This is a genomic window from Shewanella morhuae, assembly GCF_900156405.1.
GTDB lineage: Bacteria > Pseudomonadota > Gammaproteobacteria > Enterobacterales > Shewanellaceae > Shewanella > Shewanella morhuae.
The window spans coordinates 142758-169058 of the sequence record NZ_FTNN01000004.1 but is presented as its reverse complement, the minus strand read 5'-3'; the positions used below and the strand labels follow the sequence as shown (position 1 = coordinate 169058).

The following is a 26301-nucleotide window of genomic DNA, read 5'->3' as shown; positions in this document are numbered from 1 at the left end:
TTAACCTAAGCGTCCGCATATTGAAACTGTGTTTTTTTAAGAAAAAATCACAGCTTTATTCTAACGGGTTATCTACCAACTACAAAAGCAAATCCTACGGGAGTTTTATGACACATTTGTGACATTATGAACTAAACATGACGTATCAATGAATATTTGATGACAAAATGAGCGGCTATGCAATGAATGCTGAGATTGAACTAAAACTGTTTTTCCTACCGATATATCAACAATCCCTGATAAATAAGTTAGATAGCCTCGATAATAGTGTGCCTCAAGGGCTGCGTCGTTTGGCAAACGGTTACTTTGATACGCCTGATCTGCAATTGCGCCAATGGGACATGGGGCTGAGGGTCCGTGGCTATGATGCACACCGAGAACAAACCATAAAAACCGCGGGGCAGGTCATCGGTGGCATTCATTCTCGGCCTGAATATAATGTGACTATCCAAGCGGATAGCCCAGATTTAAGTCTATTTCCTCGTGAAATTTGGCCAAGCAATGCAGATTTAATTACTACCCAAGCTCAATTGGGCTGTATTTTTCACACTGATTTTTATCGCCGCGCTTGGCATGTTCAAATTGATAACAGCGTGGTTGAAGTGGCGTTAGACATAGGTGAAATCAGCGCTAATGGTCGGCAAGAAGCTTTGTGTGAACTGGAATTTGAACTGCTCAGTGGTGATACCGAAGCCTTACTCAAGCTCGCAACTCAAGTGGCGAGCGTTGTGCCAGTTCGTTTAGGTAAGGCCAGTAAAGCCCAGCGAGGTTATCGTTTAGCGGGCCAATCTCAGCCACTCGATTTAACCGTATTAGAATTTTTGCCGCTGGCGGAACACCGCCAGACTGCAGCCGCAGATTTAACTGCAAGTTGTCAAAGTTTGCTCGAAATCGCCCTTGAGCGTTGGCAATTATTAGAAAGTATGATTGCAGAGGCGCATACACCTGAAGCTTGTGTTGCGCTCTGGTGGCGAATGCGTGCGTGTATTCGTTTATTACGAATGACCTTAAGTCAGTTTGCGTTACTGGATGCGACGCTTTTGAGCCAATTTATACAGATTGAAAAACAGCTCGATTTTATTGAGCCTGCGCAAGCGCTAACAGCGTTACTGGGTAGCCAATATCGTTTGTTTTATCGGCAGCCGCAGAGTCGTCAATTAAAACCACAGCTGCAGCTCGATTTAGACGATATTAAGCTTGATGAACAATTAAACTTGCTTTGGCAGCAGCCTGAATATGGTCAATTGCAGTTAGCAGTCGTAGAGCGATTACTTAAGGTGAGTGCGGGTGATTTTGGCATTAATAAGCCGACAAGTTTGCGTCAGCATGCTGATAGTGTCCTACAAGCCTCTTGGCGGGCAATATTCGAGGTGATGTCAGTTAATAATGCCATGGCAAGCAAAAATTACCAGCAAGCAGCTACAGTGCTTGATGAGAGTATTCTCGTCGGTCAGGCTTATGGTAATTTATATGACGTTAAGTCGCGGGATACATTTCGTGCACCTTGGCTCGATTTAACCTTAGGAATTAAAACCTTGGCATGTTACAGCGCTTTAAATAATGCGGGCCATAAACTGGGTATTGATTTACATGAGTGGCTTGATGATAAACAGCAAAGCCTGTTGTTTGCGATGGAGTCAACACGACATAATGCGATACAACAATCTGGCTATTGGTAGTCAGTAACGGTTTATGATCCGAATGTGTAAATAAAAAGGCCCAATCCAATAATGGAGTAGGCCTTTTTATTGTAATTAATCGTTAGGTTTTCTGTCAAAACTCTGTTTTAACTCAGCAATTTTAGCGAGCATTTGTGCTTGATTCTGCTCCATCTTTAGTTGGTTTTCTTCCATTCTTGCTAACGCTAATTCAAGTTCTGATTTGAGTTCAGCTTTACTGGCGTCTTGGCGTTCTTGACGTTCAGCTTCATCGGGTGCGACAAACACAGAAGCCATATAGCCTGAAATGACACCGAAAAAACTCACACCGCTGATAATCACTATGCCGCCGATGACATGACCAGCCGTACTCACAGGATAATAATCACCGTAGCCTACGGTCGAGATAGTCACCAATGCCCACCAAATCGCTTGCTCAGCGGTTTGAATATTCGCGCCCTCTGTGCCACTTTCGACGATGAGCATAATGACAGAAGCTAACGCTAAAATTGTCACCATAGCGACCAGTAAACTGGCTAAGGTGGTTTGTTTGCGTTGTTTTATCAGCGGTAAGAGTAATGAACGGCTCATGCGGATCAGGCGTATAACGCGTAAAATCTGGAACAAGCGCGCCATGCGCAATGCTTCTATTGCCGGGATACTGGCAACAAAATCGACCCAGTGATGCTTAATAAAAAATAATTTATCACGAGCGCGGATCAATCCAATAAAGAAGTTAAGCATGAAAATCATGCAAATACCGCTATCGATGAAGAAGAGTAAGCGATAGGTTTCGCTATCGAGGCGGCCAAAGGTCATGACGAGCACGATAATCACTGACAGCAAGGATAAAATCATCATCGCCATTTCGATTGGAGAAGGCGTATCGAGGGTGCGAAGTGACCACGGGGTTTTATCTGTCATGCCAAACATTATTCCTGTTTTAGTGCGGTGGATCACTAAAGTAAAAGACTTTTGATTGCGAGTAAATTTTTTTAGTGAATTTAAAGAGCACTTTTGGGGGTGGGTTCTTCTTTATTACAGCGCATTTGACTCAAGGATTGCAGACCGATTTGATGTATGAGTATTAGGCTTTATCCACAAAATGGACGAGGTCATCAAGTACACGACGTTTAATTTCGAGTTGTGAATCGGCACTTAAACCATACTTTTCTGCTAGCTGAACGTAATCATCGGCGTTGAGTGATACGGTTAGGCGTGGGCGAGAAGGGCGTTTTGAGACCGTTAAGCCCAAAATAGTGCGAATTTGATCGGAGGGGCTAACGCCAGCATCTAATGCGGCTTTACGAATCGAATATTGAAATTTTTCATCGAGATCGAAAGCCACTTGTGTTGCTTTCGCGGCCTGTTGGTTTTTTAACCATTGCTCAGGGAGAGCGTGCTTGGTTTTACTCATAACGTATTACCTATTGCTATCAATCGTTTCTATCGCGCTTATCTGTGAGATTGTATTGGGATTATTGATAAAGTGCGAGCTCACACTTTATCTTATTTATACATTATTTTGCTGGCCAGTAATCGCGAATATCCGTTAGTGGGCGATATAGAGTCAATACGACATCGGTATCGCCGCCCTCATAAACTTCAACTTCGACGGCACGGTTCTCATCGTCATTGAGGAGTAAATAATACTCGAAGGGTTCACCCGTGGCACCATTAGCATCTTGTGGTGGCTTTTGGCCGCGGTAATCCTGACGATGGAAATAGCCAAAACCTGCAAAAGTGACTTGATGGTACTGTTTACCAAGCCATTGTTCAAATTGCGTAGCAAGCTCCGGAGGCAGTGCTTGAGTTGTGAGTTCGGCGTGGCCGGGTTCATCAAATATGGCACTGAACTGCTCAAGATCGAATAATTGCTCCACTTGGGCGCGAGAAATCTTAATCGAAAAAGCAAGATAGCTTTCATCGTCTTCTTCAATACTTAAAAACAGCGTGTCGCTACCATGACCTTTAAGCAACCACTCCGGCTGTTGATCCCGCTCTGATTCGTAGGTATTGACGGCTTCAACCCGTAATTGCTGGCCACGCAGTTGTGGTGGTAGGGCAAAGCTATCATCAAGGGTAATCATATCGCCCACATTAAGTTGTGATGGGTGATTGAGCTCGCGTGGCGGCGGCGCTTTTTTACCAAACATGCTATTGAAAAATCCCATCGTAACTCCTGCTGTGATTTACATGTGATAATAATGCTTACTCGGGCGCGGCTTTAAATTGACTCGCTGCGTATATTCACGGGCAAGATGATCATTATTTGATGAATAAAACAAAAAATGCCGAGTTCAGTAGGGGATTATCCCTCTAGAACTCGGCATTCGGTCAATCATAACTTAGCTTTTACGTGCTTTAATTCGATCTAACACGGCATTTGCATTTGATTTCTGTTCACCAATACCTGCTTCAGCTAGCTTAGATTGCAGTGATTTATCACTGTTTTCATCGGCTAAGGTTTCAGCAGCTTTCAAACGGTCATCAAACTGTTGCTGACGAGCCTTGATGCGCTCTAATGAATCCTTGGCGTTCATCAACTTAGAGTTGCTAGACGCGAACGAGTCTGTAATGGTTGCCGTCGCTTTTTGTACGCTTTCAGTGGTTTTAACCATGCTTAACTGGCGTTGATAATCAGACAGTTGGCGCTCGGTCTTTTTCACTAAGTCTTTCAAGCGCGTTGCATGGGCGCTAAAGCTGTCGTTAGCACTTTGTTGCTCGGCTAACTCTTGATCTAACATGGCAATTTTTTCAGCCACTTCAATCGCTAATTCTTCATTACCTTTATCAAGAGCTTGTGTTACATAACTTTCGTGTTCGGCGATTGAACGCTTTAGGCGGTCGATTTCACGACTGGCTTGCATTTCTTTCGCCATCACGTCAGTGAGTTCACGTTTAGCATTGGTTAAGTGCTTTTCAGCGTCACGAACTTCCTGTTCGAAAATACGGGTTGAGTTGGCATCAACAATACTTTGGCCAACTTCGGTGGCACCGCCGCGAAACGCTGTTAAAATTTTATTTAAAATGCCCATTTTGTGGCTCCTTATTTAAGATAGTCGACCATTTCATCAATAACTTCTAAACAGTTATCGGATAAAACTGCTAATTCTTGTTCAATTTCAAGCATGCTAGATTGAAGTGATAGCGCACCGTAAACCACGTATTTGTCATCAATTTTTGCAAAGGCTGACAAGGGCATTGGAATGTTGAGCTCTAGCATAGTTTCAAACATTTCACTGCGACGCTCTTGGTTTACTTCGTTCTCGCCCCACAAATAGCTGATGCACAAAATCTGATTGTCCGTTACCGATACAAATACTGGGATTTCTTCACGGCCAACGACATTCACTTGCAACACTTCGACTTCACCAGTAATTGGATAGCAATCAAACTGGAAGCCTGTTTGGCTGTTGTTGCCCAGACTGTTGAGGTGGTTGGCAATGGTATGGATATTCATATTTGTCCTTGTTGACATATTATGTCTGTGTTCAAAGATAGCACTGAGACATAATATGTCAAGCACTATCGCATCCTATTAAAAAAGATTCAGTCCTTGATTCTCTGACCAATCTTGCAAATGGTAGTGATACAGTTGCAGCGAACCCAATTCATTGGTTTTAATCTTAGTGGCATCTTGATAAAAGTTTGCCGGAAATTCAAAAGCACCCTCTACTAATCCTAAGGTTAGCCAATCATCTTTGATGGGCAACTCAGTCAGCTTGGCTAGCCTGTGCTGTGCATCAAGGCCATCTAAGGTTGCAATACTCCAGCCCCATTCACCAAAACTGGGGACATTATGATGATACTGTTTTACGTTAAATCCCGCTAAGGCCAAGGTTTTTGCAATCGAAATAAATGCCTTTGGGGCATGGTACGGCGACGTTGACTGTACTGTCAGAGCACCATCACTACTGATAAGTTCCTTTAATTTACGGTAGAAATAATCTGAATACAGCTTGTTAAGATCAGGATGGCTCGGATCCGGTAAGTCCACAATAATCGCGTCATATTTCACACCAGTTGCAATCAGTTTGTCGACTCCATTAAAGGCGTCATCGTTGATCACTGTGACGCGGGGATCGTTCAGCGCATTACCGTTGAGCGCGAGCATAGCGCGGCTGAGATTTTCAGGCATATCGGTATCAGGCGATGTAAATAATTGCACTAAACCCACATCAAGATCGAGAAGTGTAACTTGCTCAGGCTGCCAACGGAGCACTTGCTTGAGGCCAAGTCCGTCACCACCGCCAATGATCAGCACTTTGTTGTGACGCGCACTGGCGGCAAGTGTGGGATGCACCAGAAACGCATGGTAGATGTGTTCGTCTATGCTAGAAAACTGCAAGCGACCATTGATATATAAGTTATATACGGGGGCGAGACCATTACCACGTAACCGCTCAGTAAAGGTCAGTTGCTGGAAACGTGTAGCTTTGGAATATACCACCTTATCTTTATAGATCAGGTTGTTGAAGTGCTGCTCCCAGTGCGGGCCTTGGAGTGCTAGGACTAGCAAGACACCCGTGACGATAACATGTCCAGTCAACAGCAGTTTTGCACGACGGATTTTAGACCAGAAACGCCAGATAAATACAAAACCCGCCAACAGATTAAAACTAGCAGTCAAAGCGGCAGCGAGCTGGATATCAATGGCGAGCATAAAACCAACCCAAATGGCGGCACCTATGCCAGCACCAATATAATCAGCGCCATAAATCGTCCCCGCATTATGCAGTAAATGTTCATCTGAAAGCGATTGACGCACCCGTGCAATTAATGGAATTTCCATGCCGATCATCAAACCCAGTAACACGCCCCAAACATAGGGTAAATATTCGCTGAGTTTTTGCAGTGTTCCTATCATGCCGCCTTCAGGCAAGTGATCTGGCGGCAAGCCTAAGGTGTTAGCAATCATCAACGGTAGTTGTTGGCCAAAACCAATGACCGCCGCAGTGATTAAAATGGCGAGCGAGCCACATAGCGCAACAGTGAGCTCTAAAATCACAAAACCGGTAAAGGCATCACGGATCTTACGGGCGGCGAAGGCGCCTATGCCCATGGAAACGATCATCAGACCAATCATGGTATAGATGGCGGCTTCTAATGCGCCTAAAATGCGCCCCGCATAATGGGATAAAAGATATTCGTAAATCAGGCCGCAGCCTGCTAATACCGCCATAATGCCCAATAATAAGACATCATCGAACCAACCTAGGCGGCTAGGTTTAGCCGCCGAGGGAGTTAAACTATTTTGTTGCATTTGATTAGGCCATCAGTGCCGTAAGAATAAGTGCGATAGCGATGCAGATCGCCATTTCTACCGCAGCAATACCGATATTGTGCTGTTTTTCTACTTCATCAGCTAAATCGATACGGGCTAATACCAGTTTTTTCACGATAAATAGCAGTAAGGACAGCACGAGCAGCATGATGATTGAAAACACTAACCAGCCGATTACGTTGGTTACATAAGCGGTTGGATTAAAAATAATAAAGTGACTAGCAGCATTAAAGCTCAGCGCCATGGCAATCATATAACCGGCATGACGTAGCGCTAATGCGGTATGACCTTTTACTAGGGCTTGCTGCATGGACGAGTCTTGATTGCGACTTGCAAAACGGTTTTCGCGCCAGCGCGTCAGCAGCACTAACATTAACTGTGAAATTGCAAAGGCGCTGAAAATAGCAATAAAAGTATCTAAGGTTAAGTCTTCTGCCCATAACAACACGGCGCGGATAATAATTGCAGTGGCGATGGCGGCACTGGCATCAACAATCGCGACTGACACATTGCCTTTGATGATTTGCTCATTCTTATCAAATTCATTTAGCGCTAATTTATCGTGCAGGAAACGGCCAAATTTAATCAGCACTAAGCCGAATAAACCATAGGAGCTCATGCCAATCGCTTCAGTAAGATAAGAGTGTGCAGCAGCCCCTGTGATCGCGCCCGTTAGCACTATGCCCAGTGCGGCAACAGCGCCAGCGGTACTGATACCAAAGGCGAAGTTATCCCGCTCCGCCAGCTCTTTGCTGCTGTTGACTTTGACACTCCAACCCTGCAAGTAACGCATCAACGTTAGCAGAATCACCGCAATAGTGAGATCAATCGCCAGAATGGTAGCTAGCTCTGACGTGATACCGAAATCTTGAAATAATATCATTGATAATCCTTAGTTACTTACCGCGGCGCACACTGCGGGTCGTACGATTACTGGAATTGCGAAAACTGCTGTCTTTAGCATAGTTAGAGCGAAACTTACTTTTTGAGTTGTTCGCTGAACTCTTGCTTGCGCTAGTGGTGTTGGCTTTGGGAGCGCTGGTGCTTTCACGGGATAACGCCGTGCCACCGGTGCGTGCTTTCGCATAGGGGCTGTCAAAGCGCTTACCTTGGGAATCAAAGCGCTTTTTCGTCTGCTCAAATGTCTTAGTCTGTGCGCTGGCTTGTTTGGGTGAGGTATAGCGGTAACGACCTACGTCATTATAATAACTATAGCCTCGGTTCCCTGACCAGCGGTCGTAGGACACTGGTCGATTGAAGATATTGGAAAACATCGAATACATGCCATACCAAGCCCAAAATGAGGTACCGCTTGAGTTTGTTTGCCAATTACCATAAGCCGGATTACCCACCAGTTGGCTACCTGGGCCAAAGTCTTCGCCGCCATTAGCGAGGGTTGCGGCTTCGCGGCTAATCGAATTGACTCGAGCCAGTTTGCCGTCAGACATATCGGCGACGACGTTGACAGGATCTGACAGCATGTCGTTATACAAGCTGGGATCTGCAGCTTGATAGAGGTTTTCAGCCTCTGCTAGCTGTTGATCGAGATCGGCAAAGTTACTCGCTACTTTCGACTCATCTAAACGACGTTTTAGTGAGGTATACATGGGGCCTTGAGTGCCTGCATCTTTAGCTAATTCATCGAGTAAGGGGGCTAACTCAGGCTTCTGTTGCGTCAATAATGTGGTGTATTGTTTTAATAGGTTAGCGTTACGCAACTGCCCATCGTCGAGCATAGTCGTGAGTGTGGCAAGGCGTTGCTGCGTGAGTTGTTGATACTTAGCAATTTTATCCGGTCTGTCATCGCCACAACCCGTTAGCGCTAGCGCAACGGTTATAAAGAGTATCGATGTGAGAACACGGGTTAGCATTCCTGCCATGTTTTCTCCAAAAGGTAATGAAATAAAACGCAAATAGTTGCAGACAATCATAATCCGCTTGCTCAATATGCCTACTGCAAGGTTATAGTACCCTTAAATGTCGCAGATAAAGCCTGTAGCTTTACGTGTGTGCTACATCTGGCAGCTGTAAGTCATGGCAAACATAACATGATGCTGCATTAATTTATATCATTACGACATAATATGTCGATAGCTAAATTTGTTAGGAACCATTATGGCCATGCAAAAAGACAGTAATAAGTCATTGTCTATTCTCATTAATCAAACTGCGGAGCGTAATTTACAGCGGTTGGAGGAAGTGTGGTCCGAAGGGCTGGCTCAATTAACGCTTACACAACAGCAAGAGCTAAAAACGGTTTTAGGGCTCAGTGATTATGTGGCCGCCCAGTTATGCCGACATCCCGAGTGGATTAACATGTTGTTTGCCGGCGAGTTAAGCTTGATTGAGCGTAAAAACTTTGATCTTGAATTGCACGAAGTATTGAGTAGCACCACAACAGAAGAGATGGCCAAAGCCAGCTTGCGACAGTTTCGTAATTATCAAATGGTGCGCTTAGCCTGGCGTGACTTTTTAGACTACGCCAGTTTAGAAGAATCACTACTGGATCTGTCGGCGCTAGCTGAAGCCTTAGTGATTTGCGCCCGCGACTGGCTCTATAAAGAGATGTGCGCCCAATATGGCACGCCGATGGACAAAGAAGGTAATGCACAGCCGTTACTGATTTTGGGTATGGGTAAATTAGGCGGCCGCGAGCTGAATTTTTCTTCTGATATTGATTTGATTTTTACCTTTCCAGAACACGGTGAAACCGTCGGTAGCCGCCGTAGTATAGATAATCAACAGTTTTTTATCCGTATGGGGCAAAGGTTAGTTAACTTGCTTGACCAAGTTACGGTAGATGGATTTGTGTTTCGCGTAGATATGCGATTGCGCCCTTATGGTGAAAGTGGCCCGCTGGTGGTGAGCTTTAGTGGTCTTGAGGATTATTACCAAGAACAGGGCCGAGACTGGGAACGCTACGCCATGGTCAAGGCGCGTGCGCTAGGACCTTGGAGCCATTTCTGCGATGAACTACACAGTTTGCTCAGGCCCTTTGTGTATCGCCGTTATATCGATTTCTCGGCGATTGAATCTCTGCGAAAAATGAAGCAACTTATCGCCCAAGAAGTGCGCCGCCGTCATTTGACCGACAATATTAAACTCGGCGCGGGTGGTATTCGTGAGGTCGAGTTCGTGGTGCAGAGTTTCCAATTAATTCGCGGTGGCCGCGAACCAGCACTGCGCCAGCAGAGTTTATTCGGCGCTATCGATACGCTCTACAGCTTAGGACAATTTGAATATTTGGCAGTCGATGAGCTTAAACACAGCTATTTGCTACTGCGCCGAGTCGAGAATTTACTGCAAGCCATAGACGATAAACAAACCCAAACCTTACCGAATAATCCGCTAGATTGGGCGCGACTCTGTCATGTACTTGATATGGCCAGCGAGGTCGATTTACGTACCCATATTGAAGCAGCAATGAGCAAAATCCATCGTCACTTTAAAGCCACTGTGGGCGGCGAAGAAGGCGAGGATAAAGCTGAACACTGGACGGCGCAGCTGTGGAATGTACAAGATGTTGATGATGCCGTCGCGTTATTAGCCGAGCAGCAAATCGACGATGACAAATTATGCCCTATGCTCAGCAGTTGGCGCGAAACGGTCACTAAGCGTTCTATTGGTCCACGTGGGCGGGAAACCTTAGATAAATTAATGCCAAGATTATTGGAAGAGTTAATTAATCAACAGAGTCCATCGGCTGCTTTTGAGCCTGTGTCTAAGGTGATGGAGCAAATTTTAACTCGCACTAGTTACCTGGAACTTTTGTGTGAAAATCCAGGCGCGCGGCAGCAGCTAGTGAGCCTATGCTGCGCCAGCCCTTGGATTGGGGCGCAGTTGGCTAAGTTTCCTATGCTGCTCGATGAACTGATTGACCCTTCACAGCTCTATGACACCACCTCCATCGATGATTATCCTAGTGAGCTGCGCCAGTACATGTTGCGTGTGCCCGAGGATGATATGGAGCAGCAGATGGAAGCGCTGCGCCAATTTAAGCTGTCACAACAACTTAAAATAGCTGCAGCCGATGTCACAGGGGTTTTACCTGTGATGCAAGTGAGCGATCACTTAACCTTTTTAGCTGAAGCGATTATCGAGCAAGTGGTAATGCAGGCGTGGCAACAGGTTTCAGTGCGCCACGGCGTGCCCGCTCACCTTGAGGGCAATGACACCGGTTTTGCCGTGGTTGGTTATGGCAAGCTCGGTGGTATCGAATTAGGTTACGGCTCAGATCTCGATTTAGTTTTTTTGTGTGAAAACAAAGCAGATAACAGCCAGACCAATGGTGAGCGGCCAATCGAAGTCGGCCATTTCTACCTCAAACTCGCCCAGCGTATTCTGCATTTATTCTCGACTCGCACCACTTCGGGTGAGTTGTATGAAGTGGATATGCGCCTGCGTCCCTCGGGCGCCTCAGGATTAATGGTCAGTGAGATTGAACGCTTTGGCGAATATCAAGCTAACGAGGCGTGGACGTGGGAACATCAAGCCTTAGTGCGCTCGCGTTTTGTTTTCGGCGACAATAGTCTAGCGGTCAAATTTAGCCATATTCGCGCCTCGATATTGGAAAAACCAAGGAACAAAGTTGAGCTTAAGAAAGCGGTACGTGAGATGCGCCAGAAAATGCGCGACCATTTACTTAAGGCAAATGAAGGCATATTTGATCTAAAACAGAGCCCCGGTGGTATTGCAGATATTGAGTTTATTGCCCAGTATTTAGTACTGGCTAACGCCCATGAGTATCCGGAACTGACGATTTGGTCTGACAATGTGCGGATTTTTGGTGTATTAGCCGAGCTTGAATTACTACCCATGATGAGTGCCCAGCATTTAACTCAAACCTATTGCTTACTCAGGGATGAAAATCATCGATTGACGCTGCAGCAAAGACTCGGCCTATTACCCGTGCCTGCGGTGTCTGAATATACGGAGCGAGTGTTGGAGATTTATCGAACGATACTTGAATAAGTGTGCTGTCAAATAATACGTTACTCTGTAGGTCAAGCGTCTAAAGAAGCCCGCAAGAACACCTAATTTAGGCTAGAGTTTAATAAGAGTCGTTAGCAGAGATCGCTATGATATTACCTATAATTCCTGACAATGAACTGCAACGTCTGGCTAAGTTACGTGCACTAAATGTGCTTGATACTGACACAGAAGAGCGTTTCGACCGAGTCACCAGGCTCACTCGCAGAATTTTTTCTGTGCCTATTTGCCTTGTGACGTTAGTCGACGCTGAGCGCCAATGGTTTAAATCTCATCAAGGAATCGAGGCGACTGAAACATCTCGAGATATTTCCTTTTGTGGCCATGCGATTAATTATGACGGTATTTTTATCGTTAACGATGCACTTAACGATCCGCGATTTTGTGATAACCCATTAGTAGTACAAGAGCCCTTTATTCGCTTTTATGCTGGCTATCCATTAACGATTAGTGATGGTTTTCGTGCAGGGACTCTATGTGTTATTGGTACAGAACCTCGGCAACTAACTAGTGAAGAGATTGAGATTCTCACCGATTTAGGGAAAATGGTAGAAGCTGAATTATTGTCAATTGTGCAGAATACCCTAGACCCTTTGACGACTATTTCTAATCGTCGTGGTTTTGAGGTATTAGCACATCAGGCATTAGCGAGTTGTCGACGTACAAAGATGGCTGCTACGTTGGTCTTTTTTGATCTCGATTTTTTCAAAGAAATTAATGATAGTTTTGGCCATCGTAAGGGCGATCAGTTGTTATGTGATTTTGCCCATATTTTGTTAACGGCTTTTAGAGAGTCAGACGTCATTGCTAGAATGGGAGGGGATGAGTTTGTCGTGTTGTTAAGCTTTGTACACAAAGATACGGTTAACCATGCTATTGAACGCTTTAAGTTATTGCTTGAACAATATAATCAACACCATCAGCATAAAATATCTACCAGTATTGGTATTGCGCACTGGACACCCGATTCGGAACTTGGTTTGGATGATCTTTTAGATTGTGCTGATAAGGCCATGTATCAAGATAAAGCGATTCGTCGTAAATCGTGATTTTAAGCGTTAGCACAATGAACTCAATAAAAAAACAGGTATGAATCTCCCTTCTTTATTACTACTTCTATGCAGTAGTAAGCATGGTCCAATCTTGATATAAAGCAAAGCCAATTAATACGTTAATTGGAAGATAACTCCAAGTGATGCCGACATGGCTAGACTAATATTGACTTCAGGTATCGCTGCCTGCGCGGCAATATAAGATGCAACTGCACTCTTAACCCGGCCAGCACCTAAATACTCCCCGAGGTGACATCCAGCCATAAATCGGCACTAATTCCACAATATGCAAATACAAACGGAATAATCGCGGTAAACACCAGTAACCGCCCAATTTTGATTGTTGGTAATCACTTCGAATATGGCACAGTGATGCCGTAGTGGGAGGAGACCATCACATCAGGTTAAGTATACTTTAGCGCTGACTAAACCCATTTCACGTAAAAATAATGCAAGTAACGTTTTATTGTGCACGAAGCAGATTTTGCTACTTGCTTGATGTTTGGATTGTTAGTGGTGCTCAAGGCGTCACGCTCGGTGACACAATATAAATTGAGAGTAATGAGATGATACTGCTTAGCATCGCTTCAGGCTTAAGTTAGTTATTTCATCGAGCACATTACAAGAAGGTTGTGAGAAACCAGTAATCCCACTACATTTTTTTGCTTAACACTATCTTTAATGAATTAAAAAAGTAATAAAGAAGCTTAAAGTCCAAATTTACCCATTAAACACCACTTCAGCTTTGCGTCTTTGTGGTAACGAGGACAGTACATCACTCAGCAGTGCTTATTTTAAAAGTTTCTACACAGATATTTGCATATCTTTACCTGTTAACGACACTTCCTTCGTCTACTAAGTTTGGCTAACTCTATATACTGCAGAAATAATTTTGGTTTCTTAACAAGCTTGAGCCAGATAATGGCTTGCTGTCTTTAGCATTGATGGACATGACAATACCGATGAAAAAATCCTCAAAGCGTAACTTACTGCTCGCATTTAGCGGCTTAATTATTCTGGGCGGCGGTGCTTATTTTCTGTGGCATAAGCCTGATACAGCGCCTACTTACGTGACTGAAGCAGTGCGCCGTGGCGATATTGAAAACTCAGTACTCGCCAATGGCATGTTGCAAGCCTCTAAACTGGTAAGTGTGGGCGCGCAGGTGTCAGGTCAGATTTTAAGTTTGCCTTTGGCACTCGGGGATGAAGTGAAGAAAGGCGATTTAATTGCCCAGATTGACAGCCTTGCACAACAGAATAATTTGAAAGATGCGCTCGCATCACTTAAGAGTATCAATGCCCAGTTCCGTGCTAAACAGGCGCAAATTCGTCAAGCAAAATTGGAGTTTACTCGCCAGCAAGCCATGCTCGCCGATAGCGCCAGCTCCCGTGCCAGTTATGAAACTGCAGAAGCTACTCTGACAGTTTACCAAGCTGAACTTGAACAATTAGAGGCGCAAAAACAACAGGCTGAGATTAATGTTGATAGTGCCAGAATTGATTTAGGTTATACCAAAATTACCGCACCTATGGACGGCACTGTGGTGTATTCGGCGGTGGAAGTCGGCCAAACCGTTAACGCGAATCAAACCACACCAACCATAGTCGAAATGGCGCAACTCGAAACTATGACGGTTAAGGCGCAAATCTCCGAGGCCGACGTGGTCAATGTCCACCCGGGGCAAGCCGTGTATTTTACTATTCTGGGTAAGCCCAATCATCCTTACCTTGGCACATTAAGGGCGATAGAGCCTGGGCCGATTTCGATGAATGGTGACGACAGCAAGATGAGCTCAAGTGACTCAGATGCGATTTACTACCATGGCTTGTTTGATGTAGAAAATCCTGATCGTACCTTACGTATTGGTATGACTGCGCAGGTTTCAATCGTGTTAGCTAAGGCTGACGCTGCGTTGTTAGTGCCCGCGCAAATACTACGTATCAAGCCGAGGGACAAATCAGCGGCATCAGATAAGCCTAGTGAGCGCAAAACTCGCCGCGGTCCGCAGTATCAAGTGCCGGTATTAGTTGATAACCAGGTGCAATATATGGATGTGACCGTGGGCATTAATAACAAAATCAATGCTGAAATTACTGCAGGGTTGAAAGAGGGCGATCAGGTTGTGTTGGGTATGCCATCTTCAGACAGCGGCAGTAAGCTGCGTCGTCCACCTAGTATGAGGTTTTAATAGTGACAACGGCATTACTTGAAATTTCAGGTTGTTACCGCACCTTTCAAGCAGGCGATCAGCAACTTACTGTACTGAAAGATGTTAATTTATCGATTGGTCGTGGCGAATTGGTGGCGATTGTCGGTGCTTCTGGCTCGGGTAAATCGACCTTGATGAATATCTTAGGTTGTTTAGATAAGCCATCAAAGGGTGCGTATTTTATTAATGGCCAAGATACGTCGACTATGGATGTTGATGAGTTAGCGCAATTACGCCGTGAGCATTTTGGCTTTATTTTTCAGCGTTATCACTTGCTTGGCGATCTCACCGCCATAGGTAATGTCGAAGTGCCCGCTGTATATGCGGGTAAAGAACGTAGCGCGCGTAAGCTAAGAGCCGAGCATTTATTAACGCGCTTAGGTTTAGGCGATAGATTAGATCATAAACCGAACCAGCTCAGTGGTGGTCAACAACAACGGGTGAGTGTTGCGCGGGCGCTAATGAATGGCGGTGATGTAATCCTCGCTGATGAGCCCACTGGCGCACTCGATAGCCATAGCGGCGAAGAGATGATGCGCTTATTGCAAGAGCTACACCACGACGGCCATACCATCATTATCGTGACCCACGATATGCAAGTTGCCCAGCATGCTGACCGTATTATTGAAATTAAAGATGGCGTCATTATCAGCGATGAACCTAATCGTAGTACGCGTGATAATACAGATCCGCAAGGGGCTCACACTACGAGTGCTGCTGGTGTTACTCAAACGGTAAAACCGACACGTATGGCTTCGTGGGACAGATATGTTGAAGCATTAAAAATGGCTTTGCTTGCCATGTCGACCCACAGATTACGTACATTTCTTACTATGTTAGGGATTATTATTGGTATTGCTTCGGTAGTATCTGTTGTGGCACTGGGTGAAGGTTCACAGCGTGAAATTCTTAATAGTATCAGTTCGATGGGCACTAATACGATTGATATCCGCCCAGGCTCTGGCTTTGGTGATAGGCGTTCTGCACGGGTACGTACCTTAACGGGTAATGATGCCAGTGCCCTTAAAAACTTGCCCTATGTTGATAGTGTCACGCCGAGCATTACCTCCAGTGCAACGGTGCGCTTTGGTAATAAAGCCGTATCGGCATCGATTAATGGGGTCGGACCTGAGTTTTTTAGGGTACGCGGTTATGAATTAGCACAGGGGCAATTTTGGGATGATGCCAGTGTAACTGCCTTAGCTCAAGATGCCGTGATTGATGATAATACCCGTAAACAAATCTTCCCCGATGCCTCGGCAATTGGCCAAGTGATTTTTTTAGGTGACTTACCTGTGCGCATTATCGGCGTGACCCAGCCAAAGGAAAGTGCTTTTGGCAATAGTGATGCGCTGAACGTATGGGTACCTTACACCACAGTTTCAGGGCGTATGGTGGGGAAAAAATACTTAGATGGAATAACCGTGAGGCTCGATGAATCCGTACCCAGTAATGCCGCTGAGCAGGGTATTATCAGCTTGCTAAAAATGCGTCATGGGACTCAAGATTTTTTCACTATTAATACCGATACCATAAGGCAGAATATCGAAAAAACTACTGCCACTATGACCTTGTTAGTTTCGGCGATTGCGGTGATTTCTCTTATTGTTGGTGGCATTGGGGTAATGAATATTATGTTGGTGTCTGTTACCGAACGTACCCGCGAAATTGGTGTACGTATGGCGGTAGGTGCACGTCAAAGTGATATTTTGCGCCAGTTTCTTATCGAGGCTGTGCTGGTATGTTTGTGCGGAGGTGCCTTAGGCATTGCCTTAGCTTATTTGATTGGCGTTGTATTTGCGTCGGCGGGCGGTAGTTTCCAAATGATTTACTCAACAACATCCATCGTTGCCGCCTTTGCCTGTTCAACATTAATTGGTGTGCTATTTGGTTTCTTACCTGCCCGCAATGCGGCGCGATTAGATCCCGTTGATGCATTAGCAAGAGAGTAATAACACCATGGAACATAAAATCTTTAATCGAAAACTGACTCTTTGCGCTGCAGCGATTGCGGTTGGGATAGTGCTTGGCGGCTGCGGTAGTTTTATGCGCTCAGATTTTGAGCCGCCCGCACTGGCGATGCCTGCCCATTGGCAAAATATTACTGTGAACGAGCAAGTGAAGCTTGACCCTTGGTGGCAGCAGTTCCATCAGCCAGAGCTTGATAAGCTAATCACTCAAGTATTAAGCACCAATAATGACTTAACGCTTGCCACGCTAACACTGCAAAAAGCCCGCTTACAGGCGGGGTTAACGCGGGATGATTTATATCCGCAGCTATCTTCAAATCTGAGCGCTTCACGCAACCAACCCCTTGATGGTGGCGATGCGACAAAAAGTTATCAAGCCAATTTATCGGTGAGTTATGAAGTCGATTTATGGGGTAAGGTTTCGGCTAATATCGACCAAGCTCAATGGGCGGCTTTGGCCAGTGCCGAAGATAGAGAAAGTACCGCCCAAAGCCTAGTTGCAACCACCGCATCTCTTTACTGGCAGTTAGGCTATTTACATCAACGAGTGGATTTGAGCAAAAAAAGCATAGAGTACAGTCAACAAACTCTCGCATTAACTCAGCGGCAGTATGATTCTGGCGCCGTCACTCAATTGGATGTGCTTGAATCAAAGCGCAGCCTTGCAGGGCAAGAGGCGGCTCACAGTCAGCTAGTGCAGCAATTAACTGAAACACAAAATGCCCTTGCTATTTTATTGGGTAAGGCGCCAGGGCTTGATGAAGTATCGGGGGAGAATGGGCTTGAGATAACGCAACTCCCCGAAACAGCGGTGCCTGAGATTAGCGTTGGCGTTCCTGCTGATTTATTAGTGCGCCGTCCCGATGTTAAAGCGAGTTTGTATCAATTGCGTTCAGCCTTAGCGAGTAAAGATGCCACCTATGCGAGTTACTTTCCAAGCCTCAGTTTAACCGGCAGTGTTGGTGAATCGACCTCTGAGTTAAAGGAATTACTACGTAACCCCATTGGCAGTTTAGGCGCAGGCTTAGTGTTACCTTTTTTGCAGTGGAATCAAATGCAGATCAATAACGATATTGCAGATATCGATTATCAAACTGCGGTAGTGAATTATCGCAAGACACTCTATTCCGCTTTTAAAGATGTCGATAATGCGATTTCAGCAAAGCAGCAATTTGCTTATCAAGGTGATAAACTCATGCAGCAGTTTACGGCTGCCGCTGAGGTTGAAGCCATTTATGCTAGCCAGTATCGTTACGGCGCGATTGGAATTCAAAATTGGATTGACGCGCAAGAGAAACGCCGCAGCGCTGAGGCGGCTTTACTTGAAAACCGCTACAACCAATTCACGGTACAAGCCACGCTTTATCAAGCGCTTGGCGGTAGCGATATCGCCCCTCCTTTAATGCAGGAATAACCGTTTATACCGAAAAACAAAAAACCGCTATTAATAGCGGTTTTTACTTTTTGAATCGTTCAATTAGACGTTGTTAACTCTATTAGCTACGTAATATTTGTAGTGGTAGGCTGAGCATGTCATCGCCTGAACTCGCTAAGTGCCAGATAATGGCAATCAAGGCGCCGACAGTAAGTAAGTACCAAATAATTGAGAATATTTGTCCATATCTGTCTAACGGTAACAGATGGCTTTGGTGGCGAGTGCGCCACTCAAAGATAATTTCTAAGCTACCGATTAATAGTAAAAATCCTAATAATGCTAAGCCCAAGGTATAGCTGATATATACGCCAAAAGCTGCGCCTGCAGCACTGGCGACTAAGCCCATAATACTGTTCATTGAAAAGCTAATACTCTTCAAAATATGGCCGCCGTCTAAGGGTAAAATCGGCAATAAATTAAACAGGTTAAGCAGGGCGTTGAAGGCGGCAAGGCCAGCAAAAAATACATTGTCTGTCGCGTGGTAAGCGATGAGCGAGGCTATCGACATCAATAGACCAAAGGTCGGCCCCATGATGGATATCACTACATCTTGCCAGCGGGTGTTAATTTTTTCATCTGAGAGCGCAAGTCCGCCCATAAAGGGGATAAGGTAAATGCCTTTAGTTTTCATGCCGAAATATTTCATTGCACGGATATGTCCGTATTCGTGAAATACTAAACAGGCGATAAGTGCCAGAGCAAACTGGAATGAAAATAGCCAAGAGTAGGCTGCAATACTGGCGCCGGCTAATACGACCTTGATGACCTTAGCACTTTTTAGCAGTTTAAAACCGAGAGACGCTAACCCCACCATGCTAAGTTTTTGCTGTTTAACGATAGGTGTTTCAGGGGTTTGGCGTTCGATATCTTTTTCGGTACGTTGGCCTTGTGCGATGACTTTATCGTCTTGAAGTAAGCAATAATCGAGGCGAAAAGGTTGCCAAACGAGATCGATTTCAAGGCGCATTTGTATTGTCGTTGCTGCGATAGCATTAGCCTGTTCGCCGCCTTCGAGGACTGGAATACTGCTATGGTGTGTCAGTTCAAAGACATGCACTTTGAGGCCGCCATTATCGACTGCTGCGGCTTTTTGTGAGACTAAGTTGTTATCCCAGAAGAGTTGTTGCCAACCTGCGAGCGAGCCTTCTAAGCGCAGTTGTTTACCTAAACAGTCAATCTTAAGTAGTTCCAATTTCGGTTCCATTTGTTCGTATATCTGAGTGCTAACTCATCAGTTATTGTTTGAGTTAACACCTGAAATTGCCATATTTTAGCGTATTGGCAGCGTTTAATCACCGCCTGAATAGTTGATATTGTTACGTTGCAGTAAATTATGCTGCTGACTTGCCAATTGTGTGTGCTTTATTCTTCAAGGGTACGGACGATTTCAAACCCTTGAGTAACGGTGGTAAAAGCGAGTTTAGCCACACAACATTGGCCTAGTGCTTGGGCATGGTTTTGCACCCATTTTATAAACTCTGTAAGCGGGAGTATTTGTGGTTGACGCAGTAATTGAGGTAGTTCGCTCACGGGATCTTCATGGATGGTCTGTGGTGTGGCACAGATAAAATAAAGCTGACTTTTTGAGTCTAATAATTGATCCGTTTCAATAAAATGGTGCTGATAAAGACAGGCTAATTCGAGCCAATCCCTTTGGTGTTCAAGGTAGAGCAATTCATCATGTTGAGTGAGCTTTACAATTGCAGGCCACTCAATACTCGACATATTAACGCTTGTCATTTTAGATCCTTAAGATGTTAATCCTATTGGCGGCAGTAACAAGCATGAAGGTTGAAGAAGAGGCTTTGACATACTGCTGCCAATGTTGCTATTGAGCAGTATGCCATGCTTGGAGAAGATAGATAGAGGCTAGAGTGGCTTGGCTATTTAGCAAGCGCTTAACGGCGGTTTCTCCGTCAGGGTAAGGCTTACGCGATGCCATAATGCTATTTTATGTCATGGGTAGCGCAACGGCTTTAGCATTATAATCAAAGTTGATTTCTTGATTTACATTGGCAATACAACAAGTGCCATGTTCGCGCGCAGTGCGATGATTGAGTGGACCGATATGCACTTCAACGTTAAGAAATACATGTTTGAGTGCATCGATACGGTATTTCTCGTAATAACTTTCAACTTCTAGCTTTAAATTATCAAATTCAAGCTCTTCACGGGCGCGCTCATCCATTATTCGATTTTTTTCATCGAGCATCATTTTGATTTGTTCAATCATAATGGCATCACCTTGCCACTCTGACTTAGGTGGTAACTTATTCAGACGAGCTGTGATATCTAAGCTCGCCACCACCATTGCTTGAACGCTCTCATCGAGCAGCTTAAGATCTTGTTTCAGCGCAGCTTGTTCCATCGCGCAGTAAAGGTCGGTTTTAGTTCCTGCTGTTGCACCTATAACAACCGCAGTGATACCTTTTTCAGCATGGGCGACGCCACCAACCAGATCGCCGCGACGACCGCTAGGATCGCTCACCGTTAAACTACCCGCCGTTTTGGTATTACTGTGTAGCAATTGTTTAGTGACTAAGATATTGCCTTTAGCAACTAAATGGGAATATTGCACAAATTGAGCGCAGATCTGCCCTTGAGCATAAAGATTGGTAGAGAATTCATTCACTTTTACTTGTCTGCCGATGACTCCTTTACTGACGATAATGTCCCCTTCGGCTTCTAAGGTTGCCGAATCAACAAATCCCATTACGGTAATATCACCTGAGCTTTTTACAACCATGCCTTCGTGCACATCGCCGGTAATTAGAATACTGCCCTTAAACGTAATGTGGCCAGTGCCAATATCGACATCTTTAAGTTCTAACACATCATCCACATTCATTCCTGTGCGGGTTTCAACGGGTTGGCCCGCCACCGTCGCAATCAGTATATTGTGATCTTTGGGATGAAAAGCCGTACCTGTTCCCGCTTGGAGTACGATGTCTTTACCGGACTTTTGTTTGAGCACTTCGCCTTTAATATTGTAGCCAGGAGTGCCTTCGGTGACAGGGTGTTTGATCATCAGCACATCGTTTGCCTTGACCATAATCATTGAGCCGAGATTACGCATATCGACACTGCCGTCTTCACGTTCTTGCGGCTGTAACAAACGCTCGCGAGCAAGAAATACTTTTCGCTCAAATCGAGCATTTTTACCATTGACGGCAGCTTTACCTTGGGCGATTTCACTTTGGCAAGTTTCACCGGCTTTAAGTGTGCCGAGTTGCTGTAGTAGCGCTTGAATTTTGAGCTTACTTAAGCCCATGCAAACATTATTTTTTTTCAGGTAAGTGAGGATTGCTGGTAGATCGATTTCTTTTCCGCCCCACGCTGCAGTTAGCGTAAGGCTAGCCTGCATTTTATCTGGCGAAATTTCGATAGCGATACCGCCATCACGTCGCTCGGCTAACACAGCGAATAGTTCAAACTTACCCTCATCCTTATTACAAATGGAGTTAATTTTAGTGACGGTTTTAGTTATGGCGGGTTCGAGTGGGAATAAAGAGGCCAATTCGGGTAAAGATAACAAGCGCATTATGGCGTCGTGAGTTACAGGGCCATGGAGATTCGGAATTAAACGCAACTCGGCTTTGGTCTTATCGCTATTTAACTCAAGGAGTTCAGGATCCAACATAGAGAGCTTCCTACCCATTTGTTTTATTATTGTTTGAATTACTGCTTGAGTATACCAGTAGACTCTTTACGTAAAGAAGCCCTTTGGCTGGCAAAGTGAGTAAATGTTGCTATTTGGTTTGTTGTGGTCTAAGTGAAACATGTTGGATGAGGTTTTATAGGGAGTTGAAGCTGTTTTTTATATTGCAACCTGCTGTTTTTTCAATGAAAAATATTTCATTTTAAGTTTTAAATATCCACTTTCATCTTGTTGTTTTAATGTTGGTATTTGTGCTGAAGAAGAGTGTTTTGCGGTGATCACTGGTTTTTATCAAAACATATTGGCATGTTGTAGATCACAATATTGAATTTTTTAATGTTATCAAAGTGTATCTTTGGCGGGGCTTTAATCTGAGTTGTAAATAAGTAGGCGAAGAGTAGCCACGCGCTTAGTGCTAAAGCCTAAGCGCGTTTGGGGCGTTCAAGTTACTTCTGTTGGAAAAAATACAGTTTGTACTTGTTGTTATCGGCAACCACTTTTAATTGGCCAAATTCAGCGGCGATGATATCTGAATAGGGTAAATGACGGTTGGCGACGATTTGCCAAATACCTTTATGCTGCAATTGTTTAGCGCTGTCACTGACAAAATTCTGCGCTATGCTGGTGGTACTGGCGAGGCCATCATGAAACGGTGGATTAGAAATAATCCCGTTAAATTTACCTGTGGTTTGTGCGAGTCCATCGGAGGGATACACTTTGGCTGTCATGCCATTGGCGGCTAACGTTAGCTCGCAAGAGGCCAGTGCCATCGCATTAATATCGATACATTCTAGGGCTAAGCTTGGCTGTGCCTTGAGCAGTGCTGCAGTAATCACGCCTGCACCACAGCCAAAATCGAGCACTCGGCCCGATAACGTCGGTAGGTGTGATAGTAATAATTCAGTGCCTAGATCTAAGCGTTTCTCGCTAAATACCCCGACTAAATTACAAATGTTAACCTCACCTTGGGGTGTGGTGAGCTGATACTGGCTGACCCAGTCACTGAGTTTCATTGTCGGTGCACTGCCTTCTAAATTACTGCTAAATAGTAGGCAGTGGCGGGCATTATCGAGTTTCATCCCAGTCGCAAAATATTCTGGTAATAACTTAACCAAAGACTTAATACCGCCCTTATTTTCACCTACAACGAGCAATTGCCCATTAGGTAGCAGATGATTGGCGGCGAGGTTAAACAGATAAGGCGCAAGGGGTTTCGCCTTGGGGAAATAAACAATCACAGTGTCGTATTTTTCTGGTATCAGCGGGTCTTGGTGCGGCAGTTCATGGCCGAAATAGCAGCGTAGTTTGGAGTTAGCGTACGGCGCTAAGTGTAAGTGATGGTGATAATCCAAGGCGAGCGCATCGACCGATGCCGCGATATCAAGCAAGGCTTTTGGCAGTAGATCGGCTTCATGATTGAGCACTAATACCTTATGTTGGTTTAGGCTGTCTTGATTACGAATAATGACTTGCGATGGATTGGTTAACACTGTTGTAGGCACCGATAGACTTAAGTACGGGCATTATACCCGTTATTTACCCTCGAGCCAGTTGCTATGCAGCGGGCAATAAAAAAAGGCAACAGCGACATGCGGTTGCCTTTGATTAACAATATCGATTTAAACTTAACTCTTAGGTTTTTTAGGCTTAGGTAGCAAGCTAAAAACTTTATTGGCGATATCGGTATTGTCTTGATGACCGTTAAATAGCTCTGATGCCGGGCCTGCGGCAAATACTTGTACGTCGGTGCCAGTATGGCCGTCAGTTGTCCAACCGGTATTGGTACGTTTATCAATCAGGTGACGAATCGCGATTGTCAGTGTTTCTTGACCTTGCATTCTGGCAACATCTACCCCAGTCAGCTCTTCTGCGCTAAGCTCGAATCCTAAACCACGGGCAAGATCGGCTTGCCATTGCTCACCGTTAATGGCGGCTAAGGCTAAGGTGTCGGAGCTGGCGGACATATTGCGCAGAATTTCAGGGTTCCAGCTGTATTGGCCATGTGCGCCGATAGAGAGTCCACCGGTGTTATGGTCGGCTGTGATGACCATGAGGGTATCTGGATTTTCACGCACAAATTGTTCAACCACTTCAATGGTATTGGAAAACTCATCCATTTCACCCATTACCGCCGCGATATCGTTATTGTGACCCGCCCAGTCAATTAGGCTACCTTCAACTAACAGTACAAAACCTTGGTCATTTTGCGACAGTAAACTGAGTGCTTTTTGCGTTAAGGTGCTGAGTTTTTTCGCTTCTTTCTCATCAATCACCCAGGGTAATTGCACCTGCGCAAATAACCCTAACACTTTAGGTTGGGTGATGCTGGCAAGATCCTCAAAGCGAGTGATGTGTTGATAACCTTTTGCTTTGAACTGCTCTAATAGCTCAGGAGAAAAATACTTTTGGCCACCGCCTAAAAACACATCGGCATTGGTGTCTAAATAGCTCAGCGCTAAAGCGTCGTAGTTTTTACGACTTTCGTTGTGAGCTAAAAAAGCTGCCGGCGTGGCGTGGTTTATTTGTGATGTAACGGCCACTCCGGTACTCAGACCAAGACTTTTGGCTTTTTCGAGTATGGTGGGCAACGGTTGCTTTTGGGTATCGACTGAAATCGCCCCATTGTAGGATTTTACCCCAGTAGCGAGCGCGGTTGCCGCGGCAGCCGAATCGGTAACATAACCACTGACGCTGGCGGGATAAGTGCTTGCCATACCTACTAATAAGCGGTCGAATACAGTTTGTTCGACTTCTTCAGTGTCAGGGTTATCTTTGTAGTAGCGATAGGCGCTAGTGTAAGACGGCCCCATACCATCACCAATCATGATGACAATATTTTTGGGGCGCGAAGGCGCTTTGGCTGGGCCTATTTCGTCGGCGCCGGCTTCTTTGGCAAAAGAGGGCGTCGAAAATAGTAAACTTACGCCGAGTAGCAAGAATGGTACTTTGGTAAAACTCATATCACATCCCTATAGAGTCACTGGGCGCAGGCTAAGTAAAGCGCCTTACATAACAAACGATAACAACCTGTTTAGTTTAATTTTATTGCTGTGCTTATGCTTTAAGACGCGCTTCGATAGCATCCATCAACATGCCAGTAATATCAACATCAAATGCCGCTTGGATCTCACGGATACACGTTGGGCTTGTCACGTTAATTTCGGTGAGTTTGTCACCAATTACGTCTAGACCGACAAAAATCAATCCACGTTTTTTAAGCTCAGGGCCAATGGTGCGGGCAATCGCCCAATCGCTGTCGGATAAAGGCTGCGCCACACCGCTACCGCCGGCGGCTAAGTTGCCACGGGTTTCGCCTTTCATTGGGATACGGGCTAATGCGTATGGCACTGGCTCGCCATCGACCACCAAAATGCGTTTATCGCCTTGGGTGATTTCAGGAATAAAGGCTTGTGCCATTGCATATTGTTGGCCGTAGCTAGTCAAGGTTTCGATGATCACCCCAAGGTTAGGATCGTCCTGCTTGACGCGGAAAATTGAAGTGCCGCCCATACCATCTAACGGCTTTAGAATGATATCGCCCTTAGCTTGATGGAACGCGCGGATACGCTTGGCATCACGGGTCACGATCGTTTCTGGGGTGAATTCGCTAAACCATGCGGTGAATAACTTTTCGTTAGCATCGCGTAGGCTTTGCGGTTTGTTGATGATTAACACGCCTTGTTCTTCGGCGCGCTCAAGCATGTAAGTGGCGTAGATAAACTCAGTATCAAATGGCGGGTCTTTACGCATTAAGATTACGTCAAGTTCGCTCATTGGCGTATCCACTGCTTCGCCTAGCTCATACCACTTACTGGCATCATTGATAACCGTTAACGGACGCATATTAGCCATCGCTACGCCGTTGACCATGGCAAGATCGGCCATTTCCATATAAAACAGCTGATAACCTCTGTCCTGCGCGGCCATTAACATGGCAAAACTGGAGTCTTTCTTAATGTTGATCTCACTGATGGGGTCCATCACTATGCCGAGTTTTATCATTAATCTGTTCCTTATTTGTCGCCGTTTGCAGGCAAAAAAT

The 26301-nt window shown here is 45.1% G+C and carries 21 protein-coding genes; 6 read left to right on the top strand and 15 right to left on the bottom strand.

Annotated elements, in window-relative coordinates:
- Positions 1-182: 182 nt before the first annotated feature.
- A complete protein-coding gene (locus BW947_RS06665; RefSeq protein WP_076498047.1) occupies positions 183-1679 on the top strand; it encodes a CYTH domain-containing protein in 1497 nt (498 codons plus the stop codon).
- Between the two features lie 75 nt (positions 1680-1754).
- Here the strand turns inward: BW947_RS06665 and BW947_RS06660 are convergent, their stop codons facing one another.
- From BW947_RS06660 to BW947_RS06625, 8 genes are all read right to left on the bottom strand, one after another.
- Complete coding sequence (locus BW947_RS06660; RefSeq protein WP_076498046.1) at positions 1755-2582, bottom strand: ion transporter; 828 nt, start codon at positions 2580-2582, stop codon at positions 1755-1757.
- Positions 2583-2745: 163 nt separating this feature from the next.
- Positions 2746-3075, bottom strand: coding sequence for a hypothetical protein (locus BW947_RS06655; protein ID WP_076497774.1), 330 nt, complete (start codon positions 3073-3075; stop codon positions 2746-2748).
- Between the two features lie 103 nt (positions 3076-3178).
- Positions 3179-3832 carry a DUF4178 domain-containing protein gene (locus BW947_RS06650; protein ID WP_076497772.1) on the bottom strand — a complete coding sequence of 218 codons (654 nt, stop codon included), beginning with the start codon at positions 3830-3832 and terminating at the stop codon, positions 3179-3181.
- Positions 3833-4006: 174 nt separating this feature from the next.
- Entirely contained in the window at positions 4007-4696 is a 690-nt protein-coding gene (locus BW947_RS06645) for a PspA/IM30 family protein (RefSeq protein ID WP_076497770.1), read from the bottom strand.
- Between the two features lie 11 nt (positions 4697-4707).
- Positions 4708-5121, bottom strand: coding sequence for a YjfI family protein (locus BW947_RS06640; protein WP_076497768.1), 414 nt, complete (start codon positions 5119-5121; stop codon positions 4708-4710).
- 78 nt (positions 5122-5199) lie between these two features.
- Entirely contained in the window at positions 5200-6924 is a 1725-nt protein-coding gene (locus BW947_RS06635) for a polyamine aminopropyltransferase (RefSeq protein ID WP_076497766.1), read from the bottom strand.
- A 4-nt stretch (positions 6925-6928) separates the two neighbouring features.
- Positions 6929-7828 carry a DUF350 domain-containing protein gene (locus tag BW947_RS06630; protein WP_076497764.1) on the bottom strand — a complete coding sequence of 300 codons (900 nt, stop codon included), beginning with the start codon at positions 7826-7828 and terminating at the stop codon, positions 6929-6931.
- A 13-nt stretch (positions 7829-7841) separates the two neighbouring features.
- Complete coding sequence (locus tag BW947_RS06625; RefSeq protein ID WP_076497762.1) at positions 7842-8825, bottom strand: hypothetical protein; 984 nt, start codon at positions 8823-8825, stop codon at positions 7842-7844.
- Positions 8826-9060: 235 nt separating this feature from the next.
- On the opposite strand from BW947_RS06625, the gene glnE reads away from it, so the two are divergent.
- Positions 9061-11916: a bifunctional [glutamate--ammonia ligase]-adenylyl-L-tyrosine phosphorylase/[glutamate--ammonia-ligase] adenylyltransferase gene (gene glnE / locus BW947_RS06620; RefSeq protein ID WP_076497760.1), complete on the top strand. Its 2856-nt coding sequence runs from the start codon at positions 9061-9063 to the stop codon at positions 11914-11916.
- 107 nt (positions 11917-12023) lie between these two features.
- The gene (locus tag BW947_RS06615) at positions 12024-12983 is read left to right on the top strand and encodes a sensor domain-containing diguanylate cyclase (RefSeq protein WP_076497758.1); all 960 of its coding nucleotides are present in this window, start codon (positions 12024-12026) and stop codon (positions 12981-12983) included.
- Between the two features lie 114 nt (positions 12984-13097).
- Here BW947_RS06615 and BW947_RS19075 read toward each other — a convergent pair whose 3' ends face one another.
- The gene (locus tag BW947_RS19075) at positions 13098-13250 is read right to left on the bottom strand and encodes a hypothetical protein (protein WP_244153233.1); all 153 of its coding nucleotides are present in this window, start codon (positions 13248-13250) and stop codon (positions 13098-13100) included.
- Positions 13251-13948: 698 nt separating this feature from the next.
- Here BW947_RS19075 and BW947_RS06610 point away from each other — a divergent pair.
- Genes BW947_RS06610 through BW947_RS06600 form a run of 3 tightly spaced genes read left to right on the top strand, consistent with a single transcriptional unit; the run spans position 13949 to position 18580 of the window.
- Positions 13949-15175 (top strand): efflux RND transporter periplasmic adaptor subunit, encoded by a 1227-nt coding sequence (locus BW947_RS06610; protein WP_076497756.1) that lies wholly within the window; start codon positions 13949-13951, stop codon positions 15173-15175.
- A 2-nt stretch (positions 15176-15177) separates the two neighbouring features.
- The gene (locus BW947_RS06605) at positions 15178-17148 is read left to right on the top strand and encodes a MacB family efflux pump subunit (protein ID WP_076497754.1); all 1971 of its coding nucleotides are present in this window, start codon (positions 15178-15180) and stop codon (positions 17146-17148) included.
- A 7-nt stretch (positions 17149-17155) separates the two neighbouring features.
- The gene (locus tag BW947_RS06600) at positions 17156-18580 is read left to right on the top strand and encodes an efflux transporter outer membrane subunit (RefSeq protein ID WP_076497752.1); all 1425 of its coding nucleotides are present in this window, start codon (positions 17156-17158) and stop codon (positions 18578-18580) included.
- Between the two features lie 82 nt (positions 18581-18662).
- Here BW947_RS06600 and BW947_RS06595 read toward each other — a convergent pair whose 3' ends face one another.
- The 6 genes from BW947_RS06595 to gshB form a co-directional block, all read right to left on the bottom strand.
- Complete coding sequence (locus tag BW947_RS06595) at positions 18663-19805, bottom strand: site-2 protease family protein (RefSeq protein WP_076497750.1); 1143 nt, start codon at positions 19803-19805, stop codon at positions 18663-18665.
- Between the two features lie 158 nt (positions 19806-19963).
- Positions 19964-20341, bottom strand: a complete 378-nt coding sequence (locus BW947_RS06590) for a DUF4144 family protein (protein WP_076497748.1) — start codon at positions 20339-20341, stop codon at positions 19964-19966.
- A 211-nt stretch (positions 20342-20552) separates the two neighbouring features.
- Complete coding sequence (locus tag BW947_RS06585) at positions 20553-22241, bottom strand: DUF342 domain-containing protein (RefSeq protein WP_076497746.1); 1689 nt, start codon at positions 22239-22241, stop codon at positions 20553-20555.
- A gap of 464 nt (positions 22242-22705) precedes the next feature.
- Positions 22706-23749, bottom strand: a complete 1044-nt coding sequence (locus tag BW947_RS06580; RefSeq protein ID WP_076497744.1) for a methyltransferase — start codon at positions 23747-23749, stop codon at positions 22706-22708.
- 135 nt (positions 23750-23884) lie between these two features.
- A complete protein-coding gene (locus BW947_RS06575) occupies positions 23885-25219 on the bottom strand; it encodes an alkaline phosphatase (protein ID WP_076497742.1) in 1335 nt (444 codons plus the stop codon).
- A 94-nt stretch (positions 25220-25313) separates the two neighbouring features.
- Positions 25314-26261 (bottom strand): glutathione synthase, encoded by a 948-nt coding sequence (gene gshB, locus BW947_RS06570; protein WP_076497740.1) that lies wholly within the window; start codon positions 26259-26261, stop codon positions 25314-25316.
- Between the last annotated feature and the right edge of the window lie 40 nt (positions 26262-26301).

What these genes read in the sequence shown, in the direction of transcription:
- BW947_RS06665 (WP_076498047.1), top strand. Translation starts at nt 183, where the DNA reads ATGAATGCTGAGATTGAACTAAAACTGTTTTTCCTACCGATATATCAA.
- BW947_RS06660 (WP_076498046.1), bottom strand. Translation starts at nt 2,582, where the DNA reads ATGACAGATAAAACCCCGTGGTCACTTCGCACCCTCGATACGCCTTCT.
- BW947_RS06655 (WP_076497774.1), bottom strand. Translation starts at nt 3,075, where the DNA reads ATGAGTAAAACCAAGCACGCTCTCCCTGAGCAATGGTTAAAAAACCAA.
- BW947_RS06650 (WP_076497772.1), bottom strand. Translation starts at nt 3,832, where the DNA reads ATGGGATTTTTCAATAGCATGTTTGGTAAAAAAGCGCCGCCGCCACGC.
- BW947_RS06645 (WP_076497770.1), bottom strand. Translation starts at nt 4,696, where the DNA reads ATGGGCATTTTAAATAAAATTTTAACAGCGTTTCGCGGCGGTGCCACC.
- BW947_RS06640 (WP_076497768.1), bottom strand. Translation starts at nt 5,121, where the DNA reads ATGAATATCCATACCATTGCCAACCACCTCAACAGTCTGGGCAACAAC.
- BW947_RS06635 (WP_076497766.1), bottom strand. Translation starts at nt 6,924, where the DNA reads ATGCAACAAAATAGTTTAACTCCCTCGGCGGCTAAACCTAGCCGCCTA.
- BW947_RS06630 (WP_076497764.1), bottom strand. Translation starts at nt 7,828, where the DNA reads ATGATATTATTTCAAGATTTCGGTATCACGTCAGAGCTAGCTACCATT.
- BW947_RS06625 (WP_076497762.1), bottom strand. Translation starts at nt 8,825, where the DNA reads ATGGCAGGAATGCTAACCCGTGTTCTCACATCGATACTCTTTATAACC.
- glnE (WP_076497760.1), top strand. Translation starts at nt 9,061, where the DNA reads ATGGCCATGCAAAAAGACAGTAATAAGTCATTGTCTATTCTCATTAAT.
- BW947_RS06615 (WP_076497758.1), top strand. Translation starts at nt 12,024, where the DNA reads ATGATATTACCTATAATTCCTGACAATGAACTGCAACGTCTGGCTAAG.
- BW947_RS19075 (WP_244153233.1), bottom strand. Translation starts at nt 13,250, where the DNA reads ATGGCTGGATGTCACCTCGGGGAGTATTTAGGTGCTGGCCGGGTTAAG.
- BW947_RS06610 (WP_076497756.1), top strand. Translation starts at nt 13,949, where the DNA reads ATGAAAAAATCCTCAAAGCGTAACTTACTGCTCGCATTTAGCGGCTTA.
- BW947_RS06600 (WP_076497752.1), top strand. Translation starts at nt 17,156, where the DNA reads ATGGAACATAAAATCTTTAATCGAAAACTGACTCTTTGCGCTGCAGCG.
- BW947_RS06595 (WP_076497750.1), bottom strand. Translation starts at nt 19,805, where the DNA reads ATGGAACCGAAATTGGAACTACTTAAGATTGACTGTTTAGGTAAACAA.
- BW947_RS06590 (WP_076497748.1), bottom strand. Translation starts at nt 20,341, where the DNA reads ATGACAAGCGTTAATATGTCGAGTATTGAGTGGCCTGCAATTGTAAAG.
- BW947_RS06585 (WP_076497746.1), bottom strand. Translation starts at nt 22,241, where the DNA reads ATGTTGGATCCTGAACTCCTTGAGTTAAATAGCGATAAGACCAAAGCC.
- BW947_RS06575 (WP_076497742.1), bottom strand. Translation starts at nt 25,219, where the DNA reads ATGAGTTTTACCAAAGTACCATTCTTGCTACTCGGCGTAAGTTTACTA.
- gshB (WP_076497740.1), bottom strand. Translation starts at nt 26,261, where the DNA reads ATGATAAAACTCGGCATAGTGATGGACCCCATCAGTGAGATCAACATT.